At 69.1% G+C, this 21,469-nt stretch carries 19 protein-coding genes and 1 riboswitch; of the genes, 10 read left to right on the forward strand and 9 right to left on the reverse strand.

All coding sequences use genetic code 11. From position 1 onward, the window contains the following. Positions 1-116: 116 nt before the first annotated feature. From ACQEVG_RS25780 to def, 3 genes are all read left to right on the forward strand, one after another. A complete protein-coding gene (locus ACQEVG_RS25780) occupies positions 117-1,373 on the forward strand; it encodes an HD-GYP domain-containing protein (RefSeq protein WP_432987972.1) in 1,257 nt (418 codons plus the stop codon). A gap of 105 nt (positions 1,374-1,478) precedes the next feature. After that, positions 1,479-2,480 carry a tetratricopeptide repeat protein gene (locus tag ACQEVG_RS25785; protein WP_432987974.1) on the forward strand — a complete coding sequence of 334 codons (1,002 nt, stop codon included), beginning with the start codon at positions 1,479-1,481 and terminating at the stop codon, positions 2,478-2,480. Between the two features lie 80 nt (positions 2,481-2,560). After that, on the forward strand, positions 2,561-3,193 hold the full coding sequence (gene def, locus ACQEVG_RS25790) for a peptide deformylase (protein WP_432987976.1): 633 nt from the start codon (positions 2,561-2,563) through the stop codon (positions 3,191-3,193). A 24-nt stretch (positions 3,194-3,217) separates the two neighbouring features. Here def and ACQEVG_RS25795 read toward each other — a convergent pair whose 3' ends face one another. Beyond that, on the reverse strand, positions 3,218-4,186 hold the full coding sequence (locus ACQEVG_RS25795) for a GlxA family transcriptional regulator (protein WP_432987979.1): 969 nt from the start codon (positions 4,184-4,186) through the stop codon (positions 3,218-3,220). A gap of 82 nt (positions 4,187-4,268) precedes the next feature. Here ACQEVG_RS25795 and ACQEVG_RS25800 point away from each other — a divergent pair, with 82 nt between their 5' ends. Further along, a complete protein-coding gene (locus ACQEVG_RS25800; RefSeq protein WP_432987982.1) occupies positions 4,269-4,613 on the forward strand; it encodes a hypothetical protein in 345 nt (114 codons plus the stop codon). A gap of 114 nt (positions 4,614-4,727) precedes the next feature. On the opposite strand, the gene ACQEVG_RS25805 is transcribed toward ACQEVG_RS25800, so the two are convergent. The 7 genes from ACQEVG_RS25805 to ACQEVG_RS25835 form a co-directional block, all read right to left on the reverse strand. Beyond that, the gene (locus ACQEVG_RS25805) at positions 4,728-5,741 is read right to left on the reverse strand and encodes a ribonucleotide-diphosphate reductase subunit beta (protein WP_432987985.1); all 1,014 of its coding nucleotides are present in this window, start codon (positions 5,739-5,741) and stop codon (positions 4,728-4,730) included. Then, positions 5,741-8,119, reverse strand: a complete 2,379-nt coding sequence (locus tag ACQEVG_RS25810) for a ribonucleoside-diphosphate reductase subunit alpha (RefSeq protein WP_432987988.1) — start codon at positions 8,117-8,119, stop codon at positions 5,741-5,743. Before ACQEVG_RS25810 ends, ACQEVG_RS25805 begins: the two co-directional genes overlap by 1 nt. A gap of 141 nt (positions 8,120-8,260) precedes the next feature. Next, positions 8,261-8,386, reverse strand: a riboswitch (cobalamin riboswitch). A 51-nt stretch (positions 8,387-8,437) separates the two neighbouring features. Further along, positions 8,438-8,938 carry a GNAT family N-acetyltransferase gene (locus ACQEVG_RS25815; protein ID WP_432987990.1) on the reverse strand — a complete coding sequence of 167 codons (501 nt, stop codon included), beginning with the start codon at positions 8,936-8,938 and terminating at the stop codon, positions 8,438-8,440. Between the two features lie 19 nt (positions 8,939-8,957). Next, complete coding sequence (locus ACQEVG_RS25820; RefSeq protein ID WP_432987993.1) at positions 8,958-9,626, reverse strand: hypothetical protein; 669 nt, start codon at positions 9,624-9,626, stop codon at positions 8,958-8,960. A gap of 92 nt (positions 9,627-9,718) precedes the next feature. After that, positions 9,719-11,347: a monocarboxylate uptake permease MctP gene (gene mctP, locus ACQEVG_RS25825; protein WP_432987995.1), complete on the reverse strand. Its 1,629-nt coding sequence runs from the start codon at positions 11,345-11,347 to the stop codon at positions 9,719-9,721. Beyond that, the gene (locus tag ACQEVG_RS25830; protein WP_432987998.1) at positions 11,344-11,598 is read right to left on the reverse strand and encodes a DUF3311 domain-containing protein; all 255 of its coding nucleotides are present in this window, start codon (positions 11,596-11,598) and stop codon (positions 11,344-11,346) included. The genes mctP and ACQEVG_RS25830 overlap by 4 nt, the downstream gene beginning before the upstream one ends. Positions 11,599-11,857: 259 nt before the next feature. After that, on the reverse strand, positions 11,858-12,622 hold the full coding sequence (locus ACQEVG_RS25835; protein WP_432992901.1) for a GntR family transcriptional regulator: 765 nt from the start codon (positions 12,620-12,622) through the stop codon (positions 11,858-11,860). 280 nt (positions 12,623-12,902) lie between these two features. Here ACQEVG_RS25835 and ACQEVG_RS25840 point away from each other — a divergent pair, with 280 nt between their 5' ends. From ACQEVG_RS25840 to ACQEVG_RS25865, 6 genes are all read left to right on the forward strand, one after another. After that, positions 12,903-14,183: an extracellular solute-binding protein gene (locus ACQEVG_RS25840; RefSeq protein WP_432988000.1), complete on the forward strand. Its 1,281-nt coding sequence runs from the start codon at positions 12,903-12,905 to the stop codon at positions 14,181-14,183. Positions 14,184-14,453: 270 nt separating this feature from the next. Beyond that, complete coding sequence (locus tag ACQEVG_RS25845; RefSeq protein WP_432988003.1) at positions 14,454-15,446, forward strand: carbohydrate ABC transporter permease; 993 nt, start codon at positions 14,454-14,456, stop codon at positions 15,444-15,446. Positions 15,447-15,469: 23 nt separating this feature from the next. Further along, complete coding sequence (locus ACQEVG_RS25850; RefSeq protein ID WP_432992904.1) at positions 15,470-16,327, forward strand: carbohydrate ABC transporter permease; 858 nt, start codon at positions 15,470-15,472, stop codon at positions 16,325-16,327. A gap of 9 nt (positions 16,328-16,336) precedes the next feature. Then, positions 16,337-17,881 carry a glycoside hydrolase family 3 protein gene (locus ACQEVG_RS25855; RefSeq protein ID WP_432988006.1) on the forward strand — a complete coding sequence of 515 codons (1,545 nt, stop codon included), beginning with the start codon at positions 16,337-16,339 and terminating at the stop codon, positions 17,879-17,881. 45 nt (positions 17,882-17,926) lie between these two features. Beyond that, positions 17,927-18,973: an SIS domain-containing protein gene (locus ACQEVG_RS25860; RefSeq protein WP_432988009.1), complete on the forward strand. Its 1,047-nt coding sequence runs from the start codon at positions 17,927-17,929 to the stop codon at positions 18,971-18,973. Positions 18,974-19,384: 411 nt separating this feature from the next. Further along, positions 19,385-20,857 (forward strand): sensor histidine kinase, encoded by a 1,473-nt coding sequence (locus ACQEVG_RS25865; RefSeq protein WP_432992907.1) that lies wholly within the window; start codon positions 19,385-19,387, stop codon positions 20,855-20,857. A gap of 165 nt (positions 20,858-21,022) precedes the next feature. Here the strand turns inward: ACQEVG_RS25865 and ACQEVG_RS25870 are convergent, their stop codons facing one another. Continuing rightward, a complete protein-coding gene (locus tag ACQEVG_RS25870; protein ID WP_003953983.1) occupies positions 21,023-21,280 on the reverse strand; it encodes a WhiB family transcriptional regulator in 258 nt (85 codons plus the stop codon). Between the last annotated feature and the right edge of the window lie 189 nt (positions 21,281-21,469).

The following is a 21,469-nucleotide window of genomic DNA, read 5'->3' on the forward strand; positions in this document are numbered from 1 at the left end:
CCTGCAGTCGGCGCGCCAGCTCCGCGCCCCGTGAGCGGACCCCCCGGGCCCCCGCCTGGGCTCGGCCCCGTCGCTTCATGCCGCGTCGTACCCCGGCCTGCAGTCGGTGGCGTGTAATGGCCGGAGATAGTGGCGGCATTCGTGGCGTCTACGGCGCCGCCGCCCTGGTTGCCGCTGTGGGGCTTGTGTGGACCCTGTGGCGAGGGGTTGATCAGCCCGGTAACGCCCTCGCGTTCGGTGCGTTCATCGCCGTCGGGGAGCTCGCTCGGTGGGGGTCGCAGCCCGGGGAGCGGGAGCCGGCGCCGCTCGGGGCCGCGGGGGCGCTGGCCTATGCGTTGCTCGGGGAGTGCGCGGGGCGGCCGACATCCCACGGGGCCCTGCAGGTCGTCGCCGTCGTCGTCGCGGGCGTGCTCGTCGGGGCCGTGCCGCATGTGGCGCGGGGGCACGGGCCCGCGCTCGAACATGTGGCGCGGCGGGTGCTGACCGTCGGGTTCGCCGCCGCCTGCTTTCAACCGCTCTACACCTCGGGCGAGTTGGAGCGCAGAATCGGCCACGGCGCGTACTACGCGCTCTTCCTGCTTCTGCTGCTCGTCCTGACCGCCCTCTGCGACGCCGTCCTCTCCGCCGCGATGCTGCGCGCCCGCACCCGATATCCGTACGGACCCCTGCTGCGCGACGAGCTGCGCGCGCTGCTCGGCATCGGCTCCGCCGTCTGCGCCACAGGCGCCGTGGTGGCCCTCTCCGTCGCTGTCGCCGGACTCTGGGCCCTGCCCGTGTTCTGTGTACCCCTGCTGCTCACCCAGCTGTCCTTCCGGCGCTACGCCGCCGTGCGGACCACCTACCGGCAGACCATCGCCTCCCTCGCCCGCGCGACCGAGATCGCCGGGTACACCCAGCCGGGGCACGCCCGTCGCGTAGCCGCGCTCGCCACCGCCGTAGGCCGCGAGCTGGGGCTCTCCGGGCCCGATCTGGCCGTGCTGGAGTACGCGGCGCTGATGCACGACATCGGGCAGCTCTCGCTCGTGGACCCGGTCCCGGAAGGGGCCACCGCGCTGCTCCCGGCCGCCGAGCAGCGGCGCATAGCCCTGCTGGGTGGCGCCGTGGTTCGGCAGACCGGCGCGCCCGCAGCCGTCGCCGTCGTGGTCGAGCTGCAGGCCGACCCGTACCGGGATCAGCCGCTGCCCGCCCGGATTGTCCGCGCCGTCAACGCATACGACGATCTCACCGGGGGAAGCGGAGGAACAGCGGGCGGGGCGCTCAGCGCACTCGAACGGCTGCGTCTCGGCACCGGGCACGACTATCAGCCAGAGGTCGTCGAATCGCTCGCCAGGGTCCTGGCCCGAGGCGGTCTGGCCCCGGTCCCGCCGGGGTAACCCATCAGTAATGAGCGAGCCTCCGACTCGGCATGGTTGGATGCGAATGAAGGCACAAGTAGGTGTCCGGGGGTAGTGACCCGAGCGAACCGGCAGGCAGGAATCGTGAGGATCTTCGGGAAGGTACGGCATCGGCCATCCGCCTCGTGGCGGCAGGCCACCGACCGCGCGTTCACGCTGATCGGCGACGGCCGGTACGAGGACGCGGGCGCGTTGCTGACGCGCGCGGCGGACCTTGAGCCCTGGCTCTCCGAGTCCTGGTTCAACCTGGCGCTGCTGCACAAGTTCCGGCACGACTGGGAGCAGGCGCGCGCCGCGGGCCTGCGGGCCGTCGCGCTGCTCGACAAGGAGACCGGTGCCCCCGACTGGTGGAACGTCGGCATCGCGGCCACCGCGCTGCAGGACTGGCCGCTGGCCCGCCGCGCCTGGCAGGCGTACGGACTCAAGGTCCCCGGGGGCCCCACCCGCGCCGGAGGCGGCGGGGGAGCCAACGGCGAGCCGGTCGGCATGGAGCTCGGCAGCGCCGCCGTGCGGCTGTCGCCCGAGGGCGAGGCAGAGGTGGTCTGGGGCCGCAGGCTCGACCCGGCCCGGATAGAGGTGCTGTCCATCCCGCTGCCGTCATCCGGGCGCCGCTGGGGCGAGGTCGTCCTGCACGACGGCGTCCCGCACGGCGAGCGCATCACCAGCGCGGGCCCCTCGTACCCCGTCTTCGACGAGATCGAGCTCTGGGCGCCCTCACCCGTACCGACCTGGGTGGTTCTGCTGGAGGCCGCGACCGAGGCCGACCGGGACGCCCTTGAGCAGCTCGCGTCGGACGCCGGTTTCGCCGCCGAGGACTGGTCCTCGTCGGTGCGGCTGCTGTGCCGGGCCTGTTCCGAGAGCCGGATGCCGAGCGCCGAGGGCGAGGGCGAGCACCTCGACCCGCACGACCACAGCGAGCCGGGCCACCCGGGCCCGCTGGGCCACCGCACCGAGGGCGATCTGTGGTCGCCGGAGCGCGAGTGCGGCATCGCGGCGCCCGCACCTCTGGTGCGCGGGCTGCTCGACGGCTGGGTCGCCGACAGCCCGGACTCCCGTGAGTGGCGGGATCTCGAGGAAGTCTGCTGACCCCTGCCCGTAGGCTGTACGGACACAGAGTGACCGGACACCGGGCATACATCGGGCAGTGAGAAGGGCGTACGGCTGACATGGCGTCGCAGCAGGAGACGGACCAGCAGGTCAACGATGGTTTCGTCGTGGACACAGAGGACTGCGAGGAGCGTGAGCTGGCGTACCGCGAGCGCGGCACGTCCCGCCCGATCACGGTCGTCGGCAATCCGGTGCTCCACAAGGAGTGCAAGGACGTCACCGAGTTCGACGACAAGCTCGCCGCTCTCATCGACGACATGTTCGCCAGCCAGCGGACGGCGGAGGGCGTGGGCCTGGCCGCCAACCAGATCGGCGTGGACCTGAAGGTCTTCGTCTACGACTGCATGGACGACGAGGGCGTACGGCACGTCGGCGTCGTCTGCAACCCGGTACTGGAGGACCTGCCGGCCGAGCGCCGCGTCCTCGACGAGTCCAATGAGGGCTGCCTCTCCGTCCCGACGGCCTACGCCCCGCTGGCCCGCCCCGACCATGCGGTGGTGCGCGGGCAGGACGCCGGGGGCAACCCGATCAAGGTGCGCGGCACGGGGTACTTCGCCCGCTGCCTGCAGCACGAGACGGACCACCTGTACGGCTACCTGTACATCGACCGGCTCTCCAAGCGGGACCGCAAGGACGCGCTGCGGCAGATGGAAGAGGGCACGCCGCGGTACGAGACCGTTCCGAACGACTGATCCGGCCGCACCGGCCTCAGACGGTCAGGCGACGCCGCGCACCGGGCCCCGGAAGGTCCGGCGGTAGGCGTTCGGCGTGGTGCCGAGCGTACGGAGAAAGTGGTGGCGCAGCCCCGCCGCGTTGCCGAAGCCGGCGCGGCCCGCGATCGCGTCAACCGTCTCGTCCGTCGTCTCCAGCAACTCCTGTGACAGCAGCACCCGTTGGCGCAGCAGCCAGCGGTAGGGAGTGGTGCCCGTCTCCTGCTGGAAGCGGCGGGCGAAGGTGCGCGGCGACATATGGGCCCGGGCGGCGAGCTGCTCGACGGTACTCTCACGGTCCAGATGCCGCTGCATCCAGGACAGGACGTCGCCGACCGTGTCACAGCGGGTGCGTGGCAGCGGGCGCTGGATGTACTGCGCCTGGCCGCCGTCGCGGTGCGGCGGCACGACCATCCTGCGGGCGATCTGGTTGGCGACCTCGGGGCCGTGTTCCTGGCGTACGACATGGAGGCTGGCGTCGATCGCCGAGGCGGTCCCGGCCGAGGTGATCACCGGGCCCTCGTCGACGTACAGCACATCGGGGTCCACAAGCGCCCTCGGAAAGCGCTGGGCCAGTTCCTGGGCGTGCCGCCAGTGGGTGGTGCAGCGGCGGCCGTCGAGCAGTCCGGCGGCGCCGAGGACGAAGGCGCCGGTGCAGACACTGAGCACCCGGGCGCCGCGGTCGACCGCGCGGCGCAGCGCGTCGAGCAGCTCTTCGGAATAGCCGCGGGTCGGGTACGAGCCGGCGGCGGGGACGGCGATGAGATCGGCTTCCTCGAGCCGTTCGAGGCCGTACGGAGTGCTGATGGTGAACCCGGCGTGGGTGGGCAGGACGGGGCCCTCCGCGGAGACCGCCGCGAAGTCGTAGACGGGCAGGCCGTCGTCGCTGCGGTCGTAACCGAAGACCTCACTGATCACGCCGAGTTCGAAGGGATGCACGCCGTCGAGGAGGACGGCGGCCACGTTTTTCAGCATGGAACCATTGTGGCAGTAATTCGATGGTTCATGACAGTCCTGCCACTGACTTCTTTGGCGCGCGAGGACGACAGTGGACCGCATGAACACATTCATGGAGTACCTCTTCGTCATCGCCATCTTCGGGCTCGTCACCCTTCCCGCACTGGTGTGGTACGCCAGGGAGTGCGCCATCGACCGCCGGCTGCGTGAGGCGGAGCTGGGCCGGGCCGACCTGCGTCGGGCCAGGGCGCGCCAGGCCGAACGGCGCCGGGGCCAGCTGCGGCGCGCCGAGCTCCCTGACGCCGAGCTCCCTGATGCCGAGCTCCCTGACGCCGAGCTCCCTGATGCCGAGCTCCCTGACGCCGAGCTCCGTCAGGCCGAACCTCGTCAGACCGAGCTCCCTCAGGCCGAGCTCCGTGAGGCTGCGCCGTGCAGGGCGGCATAGCGGTCCGCGGACGCGGTGGGCATACGAAACGGCCGGGCGGAAGCTGTACGCATCCGCCCGGCCGTTCGTTTCCCGGCGCTCCCCCGTCCCCCCGGCGGGAGAGTGTCCGGGCGTCTAGAAGTCGTCGTCGAAGCCGACCGAGCCCTCGACCGCCACCTGATAGGCGGACGGACGGCGCTCGAAGAAGTTCGTCAGCTCCTGCACGCCCTGCAGCTCCATGAAGGAGAACGGATTCTCCGAGCCGTACACCGGGGCGAAGCCCAGACGGGTCAGCCGCTGGTCGGCGACGCACTGCAGATACTCGCGCATCGACTCGGTGTTCATGCCCGGCAGACCGTCGCCGCACAGATCGCGGCCGAACTGCAGCTCCGCCTCGACGGCCTCCTTCAGCATGTCGGTGACCTGCTGCCGGAGCTGGTCGTCGAAGAGCTCCGGCTCCTCCTTGCGGACCGTGTCCACGACCTCGAATGCGAAGTTCATGTGCATCGTCTCGTCGCGGAACACCCAGTTGGTGCCGGTGGCCAGACCGTGCAGCAGACCGCGGGAGCGGAACCAGTAGACGTAGGCGAACGCGCCGTAGAAGAACAGGCCCTCGATGCACGCAGCGAAGCAGATCAGGTTCAGCAGGAAGCGACGGCGGTCAGCCTTCGACTCCAGCCGGTCGATCTTCTCGACCGAGTCCATCCACTTGAAGCAGAACTGGGCCTTCTCGCGGATGGAGGGGATCTCCTCGACCGCGTCGAAGGCGGCCGCGCGGTCGTCCGGGTCCGGCAGATAGGTGTCGAGCAGCGTCAGATAGAACTGGACGTGCACCGCCTCCTCGAAGAGCTGACGGCTCAGATAGAGCCGCGCCTCGGGGGAGTTGATGTGCTTGTAGAGCGTCAGCACCAGATTGTTGGAGACGATCGAGTCGCCCGTCGCGAAGAACGCGACCAGCCGGCCGATCATGTGCTGCTCGCCGGGCGAGAGCTTGGCGAGGTCGGCCACGTCGGAGTGGAGATCGACCTCCTCCACGGTCCAGGTGTTCTTGATCGCGTCGCGGTAGCGCTCGTAGAAGTCCGGGTAGCGCATCGGACGGAGCGTCAGCTCGAAGCCCGGGTCCAGCAGGTTCTTTTCGGTCGAGCTCATTACTGGCAGGCCTCGCAGGACTCGGGGTTTTCCAGGGAGCAGGCGATCGCGTCCGCGTCGGGCGCGGAGGCCTGCTGCACTGGGATGGGGGCGGCGGCCGCCGCGGTGCCGGAAGCCGCGCGGGCGATCCGTGTCGCCGGACGGGAGCGCAGGTAGTACGTCGTCTTCAGGCCCTGCTTCCAGGCGTACGCGTACATCGAGCTGAGCTTCCCGATGGTCGGCGTCTCCAGGAACAGGTTCAGCGACTGCGACTGGTCCAGGAAGGGGGTGCGGGCGGCGGCCATGTCGATCAGGCCGCGCTGGGGGATCTCCCACGCCGTGCGGTACAGCGCGCGAACGTCGGCCGGGATCCAGTTGAAGCCCTGCACCGAGCCGCTGGAGTCGCGCAGCGCCTCCCGGGTCTGCGCGTCCCACACGCCGAGCTTCTTCAGCTCCTCCACCAGATAGGCGTTGACCTGGAGGAACTCACCGCTCAGCGTCTCGCGCTTGAAGAGGTTGGAGACCTGCGGCTCGATGCACTCGTACACGCCCGCGATCGAGGCGATGGTGGCGGTCGGAGCGATGGCGAGGAGGAGGGAGTTGCGCATGCCGCTCTTCGCCACCCGGGCGCGCAGGGCGTCCCAGCGCTCCGGCCAGTTGAGCTCGACGTCGTAGTGATCGGGGTGGAGTACGCCACGGGCCGCGCGGGTCTCGGACCAGGCGGGCAGCGGGCCGTTGCGCTCGGCGAGCTCGCAGGACGACTCGTACGCCGCGAGCATGATCCGCTCGGCGATCTTCGTGGAGAGCGCCTTCGCCTCGGGCGAGTCGAAGGGGAGGCGGAGCTTGAAGAAGACGTCCTGGAGGCCCATCGCGCCCAGGCCCACCGGCCGCCACCTGGCGTTGGAGCGCCCGGCCTGCTCGGTCGGGTAGAAGTTGATGTCGACGACCCGGTCGAGGAAGGTCACGGCGGTACGGACGGTCTCGTCGAGGCGCTCCCAGTCGATGCCGTCGCCCGCGACGAACGAACCCAGGTTGACCGAGCCGAGGTTGCAGACGGCCGTCTCGCCGTCGTCGGTGACCTCGAGGATCTCGGTGCACAGGTTCGACGAGTGGACGACCCGGCCGGGCTGGGCGTTCTGGTTGGCCGTGCGGTTGGAGGCGTCCTTGAAGGTCATCCAGCCCTGGCCGGTCTGGGCGAGCGTCCGCATCATCCGGCCGTAGAGGTCACGGGCCGGCATGGACTTCTGCGCGAGACCGGCGGCCTCCGCCTTGCGGTACGCCGCGTCGAACTCGTCGCCCCACAGGTCTACCAGCTCCGGCACATCCGCGGGCGAGAACAGCGACCAGTCGGCGTCGGCCTCGACGCGGCGCATGAACTCGTCCGGGATCCAGTGCGCGAGGTTCAGATTGTGCGTACGCCGGGCGTCCTCACCGGTGTTGTCACGCAGCTCCAGGAACTCCTCGATGTCGGAGTGCCAGGTCTCCAGGTAGACGGCGGCGGCGCCCTTGCGCCTGCCGCCCTGGTTCACCGCGGCGACCGAGGCGTCCAGGGTCTTGAGGAACGGGACGATGCCGTTGGAGTGGCCGTTGGTACCCCGGATCAGCGAACCGCGGGAGCGGATACGGGAGTAGGAGAGGCCGATGCCGCCCGCGTGCTTCGAAAGACGGGCCACCTGGTGGTAGCGGTCGTAGATCGAGTCGAGCTCGTCCAGCGGCGAGTCCAGCAGATAGCAGGAGGACATCTGCGGGTGACGGGTACCGGAGTTGAAGAGCGTGGGCGAGGAGGGGAGGTAGTCGAGGCGGCTCATCAGGCCGTACAGCGCGGCGACCTCGTCCAGGGCGCGTACCGAATCGTCCTCGGCGAGGCCGCAGGCGACGCGCAGCATGAAGTGCTGCGGGGTCTCGATCACCTGACGGGTGATCGGGTGCCGGAGCAGATAGCGGCTGTAGAGGGTACGCAGTCCGAAGTAGCCGAAGCGGTCGTCGGCGGCCTGGTCGATGAGCGCGTCCAGCCGGGCGGCGTGCAGCGTCACGAAATCGGCGGTGCGGTCCGCGATCAGGCCCTCGCGGTGGCCGACCGCGACCGATGCGAAGAAGGAGACCGCGCCCTGGCCGGCGGCCTCGTCCGCGATGTGACGGGTCAGCAGGCGGGCGGCGAGCCGGGAGTAGGCCGGGTCCTCGGAGATCAGCCCCGCGGCGGCGTCGGTGGCGAGGCTCCGCAACTCGGCCGCGTCCGACGCGGCGTTGCGGCCCCGCAGCGCGGCGGCGGCGACACGTCCCGGGTCGGTGTCCGGCAGATCGGCGGTGAGATCGGCCAGGGTCCGCAGAAGCTCGGTACCCGGGCCGTCGGCAGCCTGCTCTGCGATGCCTGAAGCCGGATCGGCTGGCGCGATGGTCACGTGGTGCTCTCCCTCGCTCGGCTCTGGGCCGACGGGGGAGGGGGCGGGCCGCGGAGGCGTACGTACCCGGAAAGGCAGCACACCGCACGGCGTCCACCGACCCAACCGCGAGGCCCGGACGTCTCGGCACCCGGTTCGGTCGAGCCGGATGCGCCGTCGGCAGGTCTTCGGACTGATGGGGTGCGACAAAGCACACCACAGCACACCGTTGCGGGACAGTTCCGGATTCGCACCGGATTCCCCTGCGGCGACAGCGAGCATGAGCATACATGTGGGGGCGGGGAGTTGCCGCACCCACCACATGTTGTGTCGGGGCGGCTACAGCTCCAACGCGTACGTCAGCAGGGTTATCCCGAGAATCGGCTCCCAGTCCCGCTCGGGTGTCCGGACGAAGCCGAGTCGCTCGTAGATCCGGTGGGCCGCGAGCATGCTGCGTTGCGTCGACAACACGAGCCGCCTGCACCCCGCGACGCCCCGGGCGCGCTCGACGCACGCCCGCACAAGGGCCTCGCCGGCACCCCGCCCACGGGCGTGTTCCGCGACGGCGAGCATCCGGAACTCGGCCTCGTCGTCCTGGGCGACATCGGCCCACGCCCCGCCGCCCGAGACAAAGGTCACGCCACCGAGCAGGCGGCCGCGACCGTCGACGGCGACGAGCACCTCGGCCTCGGCGGCCCGCCGCGCCACATCCCGCAGCACAGGCAGATACGAATCGTCCTCGCCGAAGTCCAGCAGCCCGTCGCCCAGATACGCCTGGGCGACGATCTCGCCCAGTTCGGTGTACTCCTTCGGCCGCACTGCCCTGATGGCGATGTCCATGGGCGCAGTGTGGACCGGATCAACCGCTCACGCCCACCTCATTGTTGGGGGCGCCGTCGCCGGCCGGGGGCAGGTCGCCGCGTTCCACGGGCGTCTGTCCGCCGATGTCCTCGGCCGGGGGCAGCACCTCGTCCAGCTCACGGTCGTCGGCGAGATGGGCCGCCTCGGCGGCCTTGCGCAGCACATCGCGCTCCACCTGAGTGCCGGCGCTGATCTGGATCCGCAGACCGTTCTCCGTACGGACGTACTCATGGCCGCTGTCCGAGGTGCGGTACCAACCTTTACCGTCCTTCGCGCAGGGTAGGCCGACGGGGCCGTCCGCGCCCGTGGCCGAACCCATGGGGATTGCGGCGCAGTTCGCGTCGTCCACCGTGCCCCGGTCGACGGCGAGAGTGATCTGCCCGCCGGTCTTGGAGACATATGTGGCCGAGAAGCCGTCGCCGCCGAGGACACCCACGGACTGCCGCGCCAGCTCGAAGCCGTCGGACCGGGTCACATACACATGCTCGGGCAGGGTCTGCAGCGCGCGGGCGCGCGCCTCGAGCGCGGACCTCTCGGGCACCGGACCGCTGTTGCTCCCCGTGCCGTCGCCGCCCCGCGAGCCGCTGTTGGCCGCCACCTCCGAACCGCAGCCGGCAAGGGCGAGGGGCAGCAGCAGAAGCAGCGACAAGCTCGAACCACGTCTCATACGCGCATTCTTTCGCAGGAACGACGAGGGCCGCCGCGCTTTCCCGTGGGAAGCGCGACGGCCCTCGACCGGTGAGGCGGCTCGGTGACGGCTCAGTGCGTCGCCGTGCCCGCCGTCGCCGGCGGCAGTTCCACCTGGACGCCCGGGTCGCCGGCGTCCGCCGTGAAGTCCGACGGGGACGTCTCGTCCACACCCTCCGGAGCCTTCGCCGCCCGCAGCACAAACGTCAGGACCACCGTCACCGCCACGTTCAGCACGAACGCGGTGAGGCCGATGTAGCCGATCTCCCCGATGCCCGGGATCTCCGCCGACGAGCCGCCGAAGTGCTTCTGGGTCGGGCTTGCGACTCCGTACGCGGCCGCCGTGCCGTAGATCATGCCGACCGCCCAGCCCGCCAGCAGCGCCCACCGGTGGAACCAGCGGGTGAACAGGCCGCCCACCAGTGAGGGGAAGGTCTGCAGGATCCAGATGCCGCCCAGGAGCTGGAAGTTGATGGCCACGGTCTTGTCCATCGTCAGGACGAAGACCAGCGCGCCCACCTTCACCAGGAGCGACACCAGCTTGGAGACCTTGGTCTCCTGCGCCGGAGTGGCGTCCGGTTTGATGAAGTCCTTGTAGATGTTGCGGGTGAACAGATTCGCCGCCGCGATCGACATGATCGCCGCCGGTACCAGCGCGCCGATGCCGATCGCCGCGAAGGCGACACCCGCGAACCAGTCCGGGAACATGTTCTCGAACAGCTGCGGGATCGCCAGCTGCCCGTTCTTCACGTTCACACCCGCCGCGATCGCCATGAAGCCGAGCAGCGCCAGCAGCCCCAGCATCAGCGAGTACAGCGGCAGGATCGTCGTGTTGCGCCGGATGACCTCACGGCTGCGGGACGAGAGCGTCGCCGTGATCGAGTGCGGATACATGAAGAGCGCGAGCGCCGAGCCGAGCGCGAGCGTGGCGTAACCCCACTGGCCCGCCTCGCCCGGCGCCAACGCGCCACGTGGCTTCTCGGTCACCGGGTTGATCTGCGCGAACGCATCCCCCGCCTTTGTGAAGATCTCGTCGAAGCCGCCCAGCTTGATCGGGATGTAGATGATCGCCACCGCGATGACGATGTAGATCAGGGTGTCCTTGACGAACGCGATCAGCGCCGGTGCCCGCAGGCCGGAGGAGTACGTGTACGCCGCCAGCACGCCGAAGGCGATCAGCAACGGCAGGTCCTTCACGAACCAGTTCGTGGTCTCGCCGCCGCCGATGCCCATCACGTCGAGCACCGCCTGGATGCCGACCAGCTGGAGGGCGATGTAGGGCATCGTCGCGAGGATGCCGGTGACCGCGACCGCCAGCGACAGGCTCTTCGAGCCCCACCGCCCGCGGACGAAGTCCGAGGTGGTGACGTAACCGTGCTTGTGCGACACCGACCACAGCCGCGGCAGGAAGGTGAAGATCAGCGGATAGACGAGAATCGTGTACGGCACGGCGAAGAAGCCCGCCGCGCCCGCCGTGTAGATCGCCGCGGGCACGGCCACGAAGGTGTACGCCGTGTACAGGTCGCCGCCGAGCAGGAACCAGGTGACCCAGGTGCCGAACGACCGGCCGCCGAGGCCCCATTCGTCGAGGCTGTCGGCCTCGGCCCGGCGCCAGCGCGCGGCCAGGAAGCCCATGACCGTGACGGCCAGGAAGAAGAAGATGAAGACGGCGAGCGCGACGCCGTTCACGCCGTCCTTCACTTCGACGCACCCCCCTTGTGGGCGCGCTGGTCGCGCTGCCACAGCTTGTAAGCGACCATGGTGAGCACGGTGGAGATCAGCACCCAGAGCATCTGGTACCAGTAGAAGAACGGAATGCCGATGAACTTCGGTTCGATCTTCGCGTAGGAGCCGACCCAGAGCATCGCCACAAAGGGCGCGAAGAGGCAGAGGGCGACGACCACGCGCACTGGCGTGATCAAGGCTCGTTTCTCATCGGTCACTTCGGACATACAGCGACTCCGTCCCCTCACCTGTCACCAGTTGTAATGGGCAGGAAATCTAAGCGAGGGTTTCGCGTACCGTCACCCCCCGTCGGTATATCGGTACGGCAACGAATCGGCGGTAACGAGGGTTCGTGGGTGTGCAGAGCGCACCGGAGGTCCTCCCGTCGCATGCGATGACTGGAGGACCGTAGAGCAGTAGGGCGACCCGCGCCACACCACGCGCACGCTCAGTCCTTCGGGCGCTGAAGCCCGGCCGGCCGCCGTGTCAGTCCTTCGGCCGCTGAAGCCTCGCCACGAACTTGTACCGGTCGCCGCGGTACACCGAGCGCACCCACTCCACCGGCTCGCCCTGTGCGTCCAGTGAGTGGCGCGAGAGCATCAGCATCGGCAGGCCCACGTCCGTACCCAGCAGACCCGCCTCGCGCGGAGTGGCCAGCGAGGTCTCGATCGTCTCCTCGGCCTCGGCCAGATGGACGTCGTACACCTCCGCCAGCGCGGTGTACAGCGAGGTGTACTTGACCAGCGACCGCCGCAGCGCCGGGAAGCGCTTCGCCGACAGATGCGTCGTCTCGATCGCCATCGGCTCGCCGCTCGCGAGCCGCAGCCGCTCGATCCGCAGGACCCGCCCGCCCGCCGAGATGTCGAGCAGCCCGGCCAGCGTGTCGTCGGCCGTGACGTACCCGATGTCGAGCAGCTGCGAGGTGGGCTCCAGGCCCTGGGCCTTCATGTCCTCGGTGTACGAGGTGAGCTGCAGGGCCTGCGAGACCTTGGGCTTGGCCACGAACGTGCCCTTGCCCTGGATGCGCTCGAGGCGGCCCTCGACGACCAGCTCCTGGAGCGCCTGCCGCACCGTCGTACGCGAGGTGTCGAACTCCGCCGCGAGCGTGCGCTCGGGCGGCACCGGCGTGCCCGGGGGCAGGGTTTCGGTCATATCGAGCAAGTGGCGCTTGAGCCGGTAGTACTTGGGCACCCGTGCGGTACGCGTCTGTGCCCCGCCCTCGTTGTCCGTGCTGCCCCCGTCCGTGGTCATGGCCCGCCTTCCCGACTCCTGTGCTGCCGTCACCGGCTCCTCCGTCTGTTGCGGCTCACATGGTGGCACGCTCCGGTCACGGCTCGTTGCCCTCCCTCAGGTGTCGGTCCGATAACGGACCCGACTGCCCTTCTTATACACCCTTGACACCCCTAAAGGTCTAGGCCAAGCTCCCGGTACTGGTCTAAACCATTAAAGGCCAGGTCCCAGCCCCACGAGTAGTACTCGTCGTATGTCTTTGCGGTGGGCAGGGGTTGCAGGCATCCCTGAGGAGGGTGGCGTGAAGCGCAAGCTCATCGCGGCGATAGGCGTCGCGGGCATGATGATCGGCCTTGCGGCCTGTGGTGATTCGGACAAGGGCGGGGACAAGGCCGGCGGCGACGCCAAGGAACTGACCGTCTGGCTCACCGTCGACGCCCAGAACAACTGGCCCGAACTGGTGAAGGCGGCCGACGACGCGGTCGTCAAGAAGCACCCCGGGATCAAGATCAAGCACGAGTACTACGGCTGGCCGGACAAGAACACCAAGCTTGACGCCGTACTCGCCACCGACAAGGCGCCGGACGTTGTCGAGATGGGCAACACCGAGATGCTCGGCTACATGGTGAAGGGCGCCTTCGCCGAGGTCGACCCGAAGAAGTTCGAGCAGTCGGACGCATGGCTGGACGGCCTCAAGGAGTCCACCCAGTACGAGGGCAAGACCTACGGTGTCCCCTACTACGCCGGTGGCCGCGTGGGCACCTGGCGCAAGGACATCGCCGCCGAGGCCGGCGTGAAGGCCGCCCCCAAGACGTACGCCGAACTCACCGCCGCCCTGGACAAGATCCAGGAGAAGAAGGGAGACAAGTTCAGCGCCTGGTACCAGCCTTCGCCGGACTGGTACGCCGCGATGTCCTTCGTGTACGACGCCGGTGGCTCCATCGCCAAGAAGGACGGCGACAAGTGGAAGGCCAACCTCTCCTCGCCCGAGTCCCTCAAGGGCCTCAATGAGTACAAGTCGATCCTCGACAAGTACATGCACGGCGACAAGACGAAGGACGAGGCCGACCGTCCCGTCGTCTTCGGCCAGGGCAAGTCCGCGACCATCTTCAGCGCGGCCTGGGAGGGTGGCACCGCCGCCGATCCGAAGAACGACAAGGTCGGCAAACTCGCCGACAAGCTCGAGAACTTCGTGATGCCCGGCCCGTCCGGCAAGCCGCTGCCCGTCTTCCTCGGCGGCTCCGACCTCGCCGTCCCGGTCAAGTCCAAGGCGCAGGACGTCGCGGCCGAGTGGATCAACGCCTTCACCGGCACCCAGGGCCAGAAGGGGCTGCTCGCCAAGGGCAACCTGCCCAACAACAAGACGGACCTGGCGACCCTGAAGAACGACCCGAAGACGGTGGTCCCGGCCACCGCCGCCGAGTCCAACTGGTTCGTGCCGATGGCACCGGGCTGGGGCCAGGTCGAGAAGGCCCAGACCCTCAAGACCATGCTGCAGGAGATCGGTACCGGCAAGAAGTCGGTCGAGGAGGCCGCGAAGGCCGCGGACGCCGCGATCGACAAGGTCATCAACACCAAGTGACCTGTGGGCAGGGCCCCGTCGCATGGACGGGGCCCTGCGGGGGTTTCTTGTGGATCGGGCCGGATCAGTGAGCGGGGTCTGGTGCGTGCGATCGCAAGGCGGAGGAAGGAGTCGACGCGGAGCGTCGGCGACTGACGACAACGCAGCGTGGGGGTACCTCCCGTGCCCGAAGGGCTACGGGGGAGTGCGTGCCAGGGCACGCAAGCCCGGCAAGATCCACAAGACACCCCCAGACACCGTACCGGGAGAGGGACCGCTGAGGAGCACGGGATGAGTGCCGCAGAGACAACCACCGCCAAGGTGCCGCCCACGCGGCAATCACCGCCGAGAAACGCGGCCGCAAACCCCCGGAGGCCGGACAAGAAGCCGACAACGGGCGGGGCCGGGGTGCCCTGGCTGCTGCTCGCGCCCTGCCTCCTCATCCTGCTGCTGGTCCTCGGCTATCCGCTGGTGCGGCTGGTCACGCTCTCCTTCCAGAAGTTCGGACAGCCGCAGCTGTGGGGCTTCAAGGACCCGGAGTCGGTCGGCTTCGGCAACTTCTCCGCGATCCTCGGGGACAGCGAGTTCTGGACCGTCGTCGTGCGGACCGCGGTCTTCGCGGTCAGCGCCGTGGTCCTGACGATGGTCATCGGCATGCTGATCGCCCTGCTGCTCCAGCGGGTCTCCGGCTGGGTCAAGACGCTGATCAACATCGCCCTGGTGGCGAGCTGGGGCATGCCCATCATCGTGGCCACCGCCATCTTCAAGTGGCTCTTCGACGCGGACTACGGCGTACTCAACTGGCTGCTGTCCCGGCTTCCCGGCGTCGACATGGTCGGACACAACTGGTTCGCCAGCGGCCCCCAGGGCCTGGCCGTGATCATCCTGCTCGTCGTCTGGGGCGCCGTGCCCTTCGTCGTCATCACGCTGAGCGCCGGCCTCACCCAGGTGCCCAAGGAGCTGGAGGAGGCGGCCCGCCTCGACGGCGCCGGCGCCTGGGGTGTCTTCCGCTTCGTCACCCTGCCGATCCTCAAGCCCATCGTCGTCATGCTGACGACGCTGTCGGTGATCTGGGACATGGGCGTCTTCCCGCAGGTCTTCGTGATGCGCAACGGTCACCCCGAGGCCGAGTTCCAGCTCCTGACCACGTACTCGTACGACAAGGCGTTCGTCGTCAACGACTACGGCACGGGCTCGGCCATCGCCCTCGTCACCGTGATCCTGCTGCTCGGCGTGGTCGCGGTCTATATGCGCCAGATGCTCAAGATCGGAGAAGTCGAGTGAGCGCAGTGAACGTACGAAGCGGCGTGACCTCGACCAACGCGGCTCCCGCCGCCCCCCGTCGCCCCCGCACGAGCAAGGTCGGCTGGAATCTGCTCGGCCTCCTTGTCTTCGTCACCGCGGGCTTCCCGGTCTACTGGATGCTGAACACGGCGTTCAAGCCGGCCAAGGACGCCATCGACCCCAACCCGCACTTCTTCCCGAACGTCTTCACGACGGAGAACTTCCGGCGTGCCCTGGACATCGCCGATTTCTGGGGTCCGGTCGGGCGCAGCCTCATCGTGTCGCTGGTCGTGGTCGTCATCGGTATCGCCGTCGGCATGCTGGCCGCGCTCGCCATCTCGCGGTTCGCCTTCCGCGGCCGCAAGATCGTGATCGTCGGCATTCTCGCGGTCCAGATGATCCCGCTGGTCGCCATGATCATCCCGGTCTTCCTGCTGCTCAACGACCTTGGTCAGTACGACAAGCTCACCGGCCTGATCATCACGTACCTGACCTTCATCCTCCCCTTCACGGTGTGGACGCTGCGCGGATTCATCGTCAACATTCCGAGGGAGCTGGAAGAGGCGGCGATGGTCGACGGCTGCACCCGCACCGGCGCCTTCGTCCGGGTGGTCTTTCCGCTGCTCGCCCCGGGCATGGTCGCCACCTCGGTCTACGGCTTCATCCAGGCGTGGAACGAGTATCTCTACGCGCTGATGCTGATGAGCCAGCAGAACCAGACCGCGACCGTGTGGCTCGGCAACTTCACCACCAAGAACGGCACCGAGTACGCCCCCATGATGGCCGGCGCCACGATGATGGCCGTCCCCATCGTGATCCTCTTCCTCCTCGTCCAGCGCAAGATGGCCGCAGGTCTGACGGCCGGCGCAGTGAAGGGATAACGCCGACTCATGACGACTCTCGTACGTGGATCCTCGGACACCCTGACCCGCGACGCCCTCGCCGTCCTCCAGCCCGGCTTCGTCGGCACGACCGCACCGGAGTGGCTGCTGCGCCGGATCGGCGAAGGTCTCTCCGCCGTCGGCCTGTTCGGTCGCAATATCGTTTCAGCAGGTCAACTGGCCGCCCTCACCGCACAGTTGAGGGCCGAGCGGGACGATGTGCTGGTCGCGATCGACGAGGAGAGCGGGGACGTCACCCGTCTGGAGGTGCGCACCGGCTCCTCCTTCCCCGGCAACTATGCGCTGGGCACGGTGGACGACACGGAACTCACCCGGGCCGTCGCCCGTGAACTCGGCCGCAGGCTCGCCGAATGCGGGGTCAATCTCAACTGGGCGCCGTCCGCCGACATCAACTCCAACCCCGACAACCCGGTCATCGGTGTGCGGTCCTTCGGCGCGGACACCGCGCTCGCCGCCCGGCACACCGTCGCGTACGTCGAAGGCCTCCAGGCCGCCGGAGTCGCCGCATGTACCAAGCACTTCCCGGGACATGGGGACACCAATGTGGACTCGCACCATGCGATGCCCCGGATCGATGTGGATCTCGACACTCTGCACGCCCGTGAGCTGGTGCCTTTCCGCGCGGCGATCGCGGCGGGTTCCAAAGCGGTGATGAGCGCGCATATCCTGCTTCCCGCGCTCGATCCGAACCGCCCGGCAACACTGAGCCCGCAGATCCTCACCGGTCTGCTGCGCGAAGAGCTGGGCTACGAAGGCCTGATCGTCACCGACGGCATGGAGATGCAGGCCATCTCCTCGACGTACGGCATCGAGCGTGGCTCCGTCCTCGCGATCGCCGCGGGAGCCGACGCGATCTGCGTCGGCGGCGGCCTGTCCGACGAGGAGACCGTACTGCGACTGCGCGACGCGCTGGTCGCGGCGGTACGGGACGGCGAACTGCCCGAGGAGCGGCTGGCCGACGCGGCGGCGCGGGTGCGCGCCCTCGCCGACTGGACGCGACGGGTAAGGGGGGCCGCAGCGGAGCCGGGCGTGGCTTCACAGGAGGAGGGGACCGCGCCCGGCTCCGACATCGGGCTGGTGGCGGCGCGGCGGGCGGTACGGGTGACGGTGGGACCGCAGCCGTACGAGCCGCTGACGAGTGGGCCCTACGTCGCGGCCTTCACTTCCGGCGCGAACATCGCGGTGGGGGACGAGACTCCGTGGGGTGTGGCGGCGGAGCTGGCGGCGCTGCTGCCGGGCACGACGACGGACACGTATGACGCCTCGGCCGATAGTTCCTCTTTGTCAGCAGATGTGCTGGGTGTTGCGGGGGACCGTAGGATCGTCGCTGTAGTGCGCGACGTTCACCGCCACCCCTGGATGGCGGACGCTCTGGACGCCCTGCTCGCGGCCCGTCCCGACACGGTCGTGGTCGAGATGGGGCTGGACCGGGCGGAGCCGAGGGGGGCCCTGCACATCGCGACCCATGGCGCCGCCCGCGTCTGCGGACGGGCCGCCGCGGAGGTCATCACCGGCAAGGGCGCCGGGGCCTGACCGTCGCGGATCGTGCACGAGGAATGCCACATGGAGGCACCCCGCATGTCCGAACAGCCGGGCCGGATCATGGCTGGTGAGATGGCAGAGCAGCCGACGGTGCTGCGGCGCATTCTGGAAAAGGGCGCGCCGAGGATCCGCGAGGCGGCGACGGCGATCGCGGCGCGCCGGCCGCGGTTCGTGCTGCTCACGGCGCGTGGCACGTCCGACAACGCCGCGCTCTACGCGAAGTATCTGCTGGAGATCCAGCTGGGTCTGCCGTGCGGGCTGACCTCCATGTCCACGACGACGGCGTACGGCGCGCGGCCCGACCTGACGGATGTCCTGGTCATCTCGGTCAGCCAGTCCGGCGGCTCACCCGACCTGGTGGCCTCGACCAAGGCGGCGCGGGACGCGGGTGCGATCACGCTGGCGGTCACGAACAACCCGGACTCGCCGCTGGCGGCGGTCTCCGAATTCCACATCGACATCCTGGCCGGTCCGGAGAAGGCGCTTCCGGCGACGAAGACGTACACCGCGTCGCTGCTGGCCCTCTATCTGCTGGTGGAGGGGCTGCGGGGCGGCGACGGTGCGGCGGCGAAGGCACTGCCCGACCTCGCGTCCCAGGTGCTGACCCGCCAGGACGAGGTACGGCACCTGGCGTCGCGTTACCGCTTCGCCGAGCGGATGGTGATCACGTCGCGGGGTTACGGCTACCCCACGGCGAAGGAAGCCGCGCTGAAGCTGATGGAGACGAGCTACATCCCGGCCCTTTCGTACTCGGGCGCGGACCTGCTGCACGGCCCGCTGGCGATGGTGGACAACATCTCCCCGGTGATCGCGGTGGTCACGGACGGCAAGGGGGGCGAGGCGCTCCAACCGGTCCTCGACCGCCTCCGCGGCCGCGGCGCGGACCTGGTGGTGGTGGGCCCCCGCCCGCAGGTGGAGGCGGCGTCGGCGGGCTTTGTCCTGCCGACGGAGTCAGTCCCGGAGGAACTCCAGCCGATCCTGGAAATCCTGCCGCTGCAGCGCCTGGCGTACGAGGTGACGATTGCGCGGGGTCAGGACCCGGATGCGCCGAGGGCGCTGGCGAAGGTGACGGAAACGCACTGACCCGCGCGGGCTCCGCCCCCGGCCCCCTGCGCGTGGGGGGACCCCAGCGCCGGCGAGGCTGGATTGTGCGGCTCGGCCGCACGAATAAGCCCCCGCACAAAAACCCGCGGGCCGCGGCGCCGTGACGGGACCCTCAACCCGTCCGGCACCGCAGCCCGGAGTTGCTACGGCCGGCAGGTGTGCGGTCCCGCGCGGCCGTGAGGGAGGCCTCGACGCAGTCAAGGGCAGAGAGCGCCGGGTACCTCGGTCCACCCTCCTGTGCGGGGAGGGCGGAGGCTTCATATACTCATTGTGGACTAGACCATTCTCGGATGTCCATCCATCTGCCGAGCATAGTTGCGGGCCCATCCTCCACCACGGGCGCCCGGCTCACCAGGTTTACCCCCAGGTAGGCTCACAGATGTGCCCTCCATGAACGACCTCGTACGTCAGCACACAGCCCTCAGTGAATCAGACCTCGAGTGGCTCCATCTGCTGGTCTCGGAGTGGCAGCTGCTCTCCGACCTTTCCTTCGCCGACCTCGTTCTGTGGGTCCCCACCCGTGACGGCACCCGGTATGTATCCGTGGCCCAGATGCGGCCCAACACCGGCCCCACCTCCTATCAGGACGACATGGTCGGCCATCTCGTGCCCCGCGGCCGGCGCCCGCTGCTCGACGCCGCGCTCGACGAGGGGCGGATCGTGCGCGAGGGCGACCCGGAGTGGCGCGAGGAGGTTCCGGTACGGGTCGAGTCCATCCCCGTGCGCCGGGAGGGCCGCGTCCTCGGTGTCATCGCCCGCAATACGAATCTGCTGACCGTGCGTACCCCGTCCCGGCTGGAGCTCACCTACCTGCAGTCCGCCTCCGACCTCGCCCAGATGATCGCCGCAGGATCGTTCCCCTTCCCTGGTCAGCAGGTCGACATGGACGCCTCGCCGCGCGTCGGCGACGGGCTGATCCGGCTCGACGCGGATGGCGTCGTCCAGTACGCGAGCCCCAACGGCCTCTCCGCCTACCACCGCCTCGGCCTCGCGTCCGACCTCGTCGGACACCACCTCGGCCAGACCACCGCCGAACTCGCCCCCTCCCGCGGCCCGGTCGACGAGGCCCTTGTCAAACTGGCCAGCGGCTACGCGCCCCGCGAGACCGAGGTCGAGGGCAACGGCGGCGTCATCCAGCTGCGCGCCATCCCGCTCAAGCCCAAGGGCACCCGGATCGGCTCTCTCGTACTCCTGCGTGATGTCACCGAACTGCGCCGTCGTGAACGCGAGTTGATCACCAAGGACGCGACCATCCGGGAGATCCATCACCGGGTGAAGAACAACCTCCAGACGGTCGCCGCCCTGCTGCGGCTGCAGGCCCGCCGGATGGATTCCGCACAGGGCCGCGAGGCGCTCAACGAGGCGGTACGGCGCGTCGGTTCGATCGCGATCGTCCACGAGACCCTCTCCCAGAACCTGGACGAGCGCGTCGAGTTCGACGAGATCGCCGACCGGGTCATCGCGATGGTCTCGGAGATCTCACCGGGCAAGGTCGACTGCCGCCGTACGGGTCGCTTCGGCATCCTCGACGCCGAGGTCGCGACGCCGCTCGCGATGGTCCTGACCGAGGTGCTGCAGAACGCGCTGGAACACGCCTTCCCGCAGGAGGAGCACGGCTCGGTCGAGGTCTCGGCCGTACGCGGCGACCCGCGCGCGGACAGCCGGCTGCTGATCACGGTCCAGGACGACGGCTGCGGGCTGCCCGAGGGCTTCGACGCGCAGCGGGCCGGCAATCTGGGACTGCAGATCGTACGAACCCTGGTGGAGGGGGAGTTGGGCGGCACCTTCGACATGGTCCGGGTGCCGGAGCCGGGCCGTGGCACCCGGGTGGTGCTCGACATCCCCGTCCAGGGCTCGAAGTAGTCCAGGGCGCGCAGCAACGGAAAAAGCGATGAGCCCCGGACCGTGGTGAACGGTCCGGGGCTCGAAGCTCACGTTGCGATGCGCATCGGGGGTACTGCGCGCTGCGGCTCGGGGGCGGTGAGTGCGTACTCGCTGTACGCGCCGCCAGAGCTCAGGCTTGGGGCATCAGGCGCTGGCGTTACGCGCCCGGTTGCGAGCGGCACGGCGCTTCATGGCGCGGCGCTCGTCCTCGCTGAGGCCACCCCAGACGCCGGAGTCCTGGCCGGACTCGAGCGCCCACTGCAGGCACTGCTCCATGACGGGGCAGCGACGGCAGACGGCCTTGGCTTCCTCGATCTGCAGCAGCGCAGGACCGGTGTTGCCGATGGGGAAGAACAGCTCGGGGTCTTCCTCACGACAAACGGCGTTGTGACGCCAGTCCATGGCTGCTACCTCTCCTTGGTATTACATGCGGGTTGCTTGTGAATGTGAACGCTTTCACGAATCCCTCCGTAACGGAAGGGCCGACTGCCAGTTGCACTGGCGTGGTCCTGAGGTTTGGGAGGGGTTCTGGCGGTCTGTGGGGCCGATGCTGCGGGCCGTCCCGATCGCCATGTAGAGATTCGCAAACCT

Origin of the sequence: Streptomyces sp. CA-135486, assembly GCF_050936555.1 — a bacterium.
In the GTDB taxonomy this organism is placed as follows: domain Bacteria; phylum Actinomycetota; class Actinomycetes; order Streptomycetales; family Streptomycetaceae; genus Streptomyces.

Excerpts from the sequence above, each read along its gene's own strand:
- ACQEVG_RS25780 (WP_432987972.1), top strand. The coding sequence starts at position 117 with ATGGCCGGAGATAGTGGCGGCATTCGTGGCGTCTACGGCGCCGCCGCC.
- def (WP_432987976.1), top strand. The coding sequence starts at position 2,561 with ATGGCGTCGCAGCAGGAGACGGACCAGCAGGTCAACGATGGTTTCGTC.
- ACQEVG_RS25795 (WP_432987979.1), bottom strand. The coding sequence starts at position 4,186 with ATGCTGAAAAACGTGGCCGCCGTCCTCCTCGACGGCGTGCATCCCTTC.
- ACQEVG_RS25800 (WP_432987982.1), top strand. The coding sequence starts at position 4,269 with ATGAACACATTCATGGAGTACCTCTTCGTCATCGCCATCTTCGGGCTC.
- ACQEVG_RS25805 (WP_432987985.1), bottom strand. The coding sequence starts at position 5,741 with ATGAGCTCGACCGAAAAGAACCTGCTGGACCCGGGCTTCGAGCTGACG.
- ACQEVG_RS25815 (WP_432987990.1), bottom strand. The coding sequence starts at position 8,938 with ATGGACATCGCCATCAGGGCAGTGCGGCCGAAGGAGTACACCGAACTG.
- ACQEVG_RS25820 (WP_432987993.1), bottom strand. The coding sequence starts at position 9,626 with ATGAGACGTGGTTCGAGCTTGTCGCTGCTTCTGCTGCTGCCCCTCGCC.
- ACQEVG_RS25830 (WP_432987998.1), bottom strand. The coding sequence starts at position 11,598 with ATGTCCGAAGTGACCGATGAGAAACGAGCCTTGATCACGCCAGTGCGC.
- ACQEVG_RS25835 (WP_432992901.1), bottom strand. The coding sequence starts at position 12,622 with ATGACCACGGACGGGGGCAGCACGGACAACGAGGGCGGGGCACAGACG.
- ACQEVG_RS25845 (WP_432988003.1), top strand. The coding sequence starts at position 14,454 with ATGAGTGCCGCAGAGACAACCACCGCCAAGGTGCCGCCCACGCGGCAA.
- ACQEVG_RS25855 (WP_432988006.1), top strand. The coding sequence starts at position 16,337 with ATGACGACTCTCGTACGTGGATCCTCGGACACCCTGACCCGCGACGCC.
- ACQEVG_RS25860 (WP_432988009.1), top strand. The coding sequence starts at position 17,927 with ATGTCCGAACAGCCGGGCCGGATCATGGCTGGTGAGATGGCAGAGCAG.
- ACQEVG_RS25865 (WP_432992907.1), top strand. The coding sequence starts at position 19,385 with ATGAACGACCTCGTACGTCAGCACACAGCCCTCAGTGAATCAGACCTC.
- ACQEVG_RS25870 (WP_003953983.1), bottom strand. The coding sequence starts at position 21,280 with ATGGACTGGCGTCACAACGCCGTTTGTCGTGAGGAAGACCCCGAGCTG.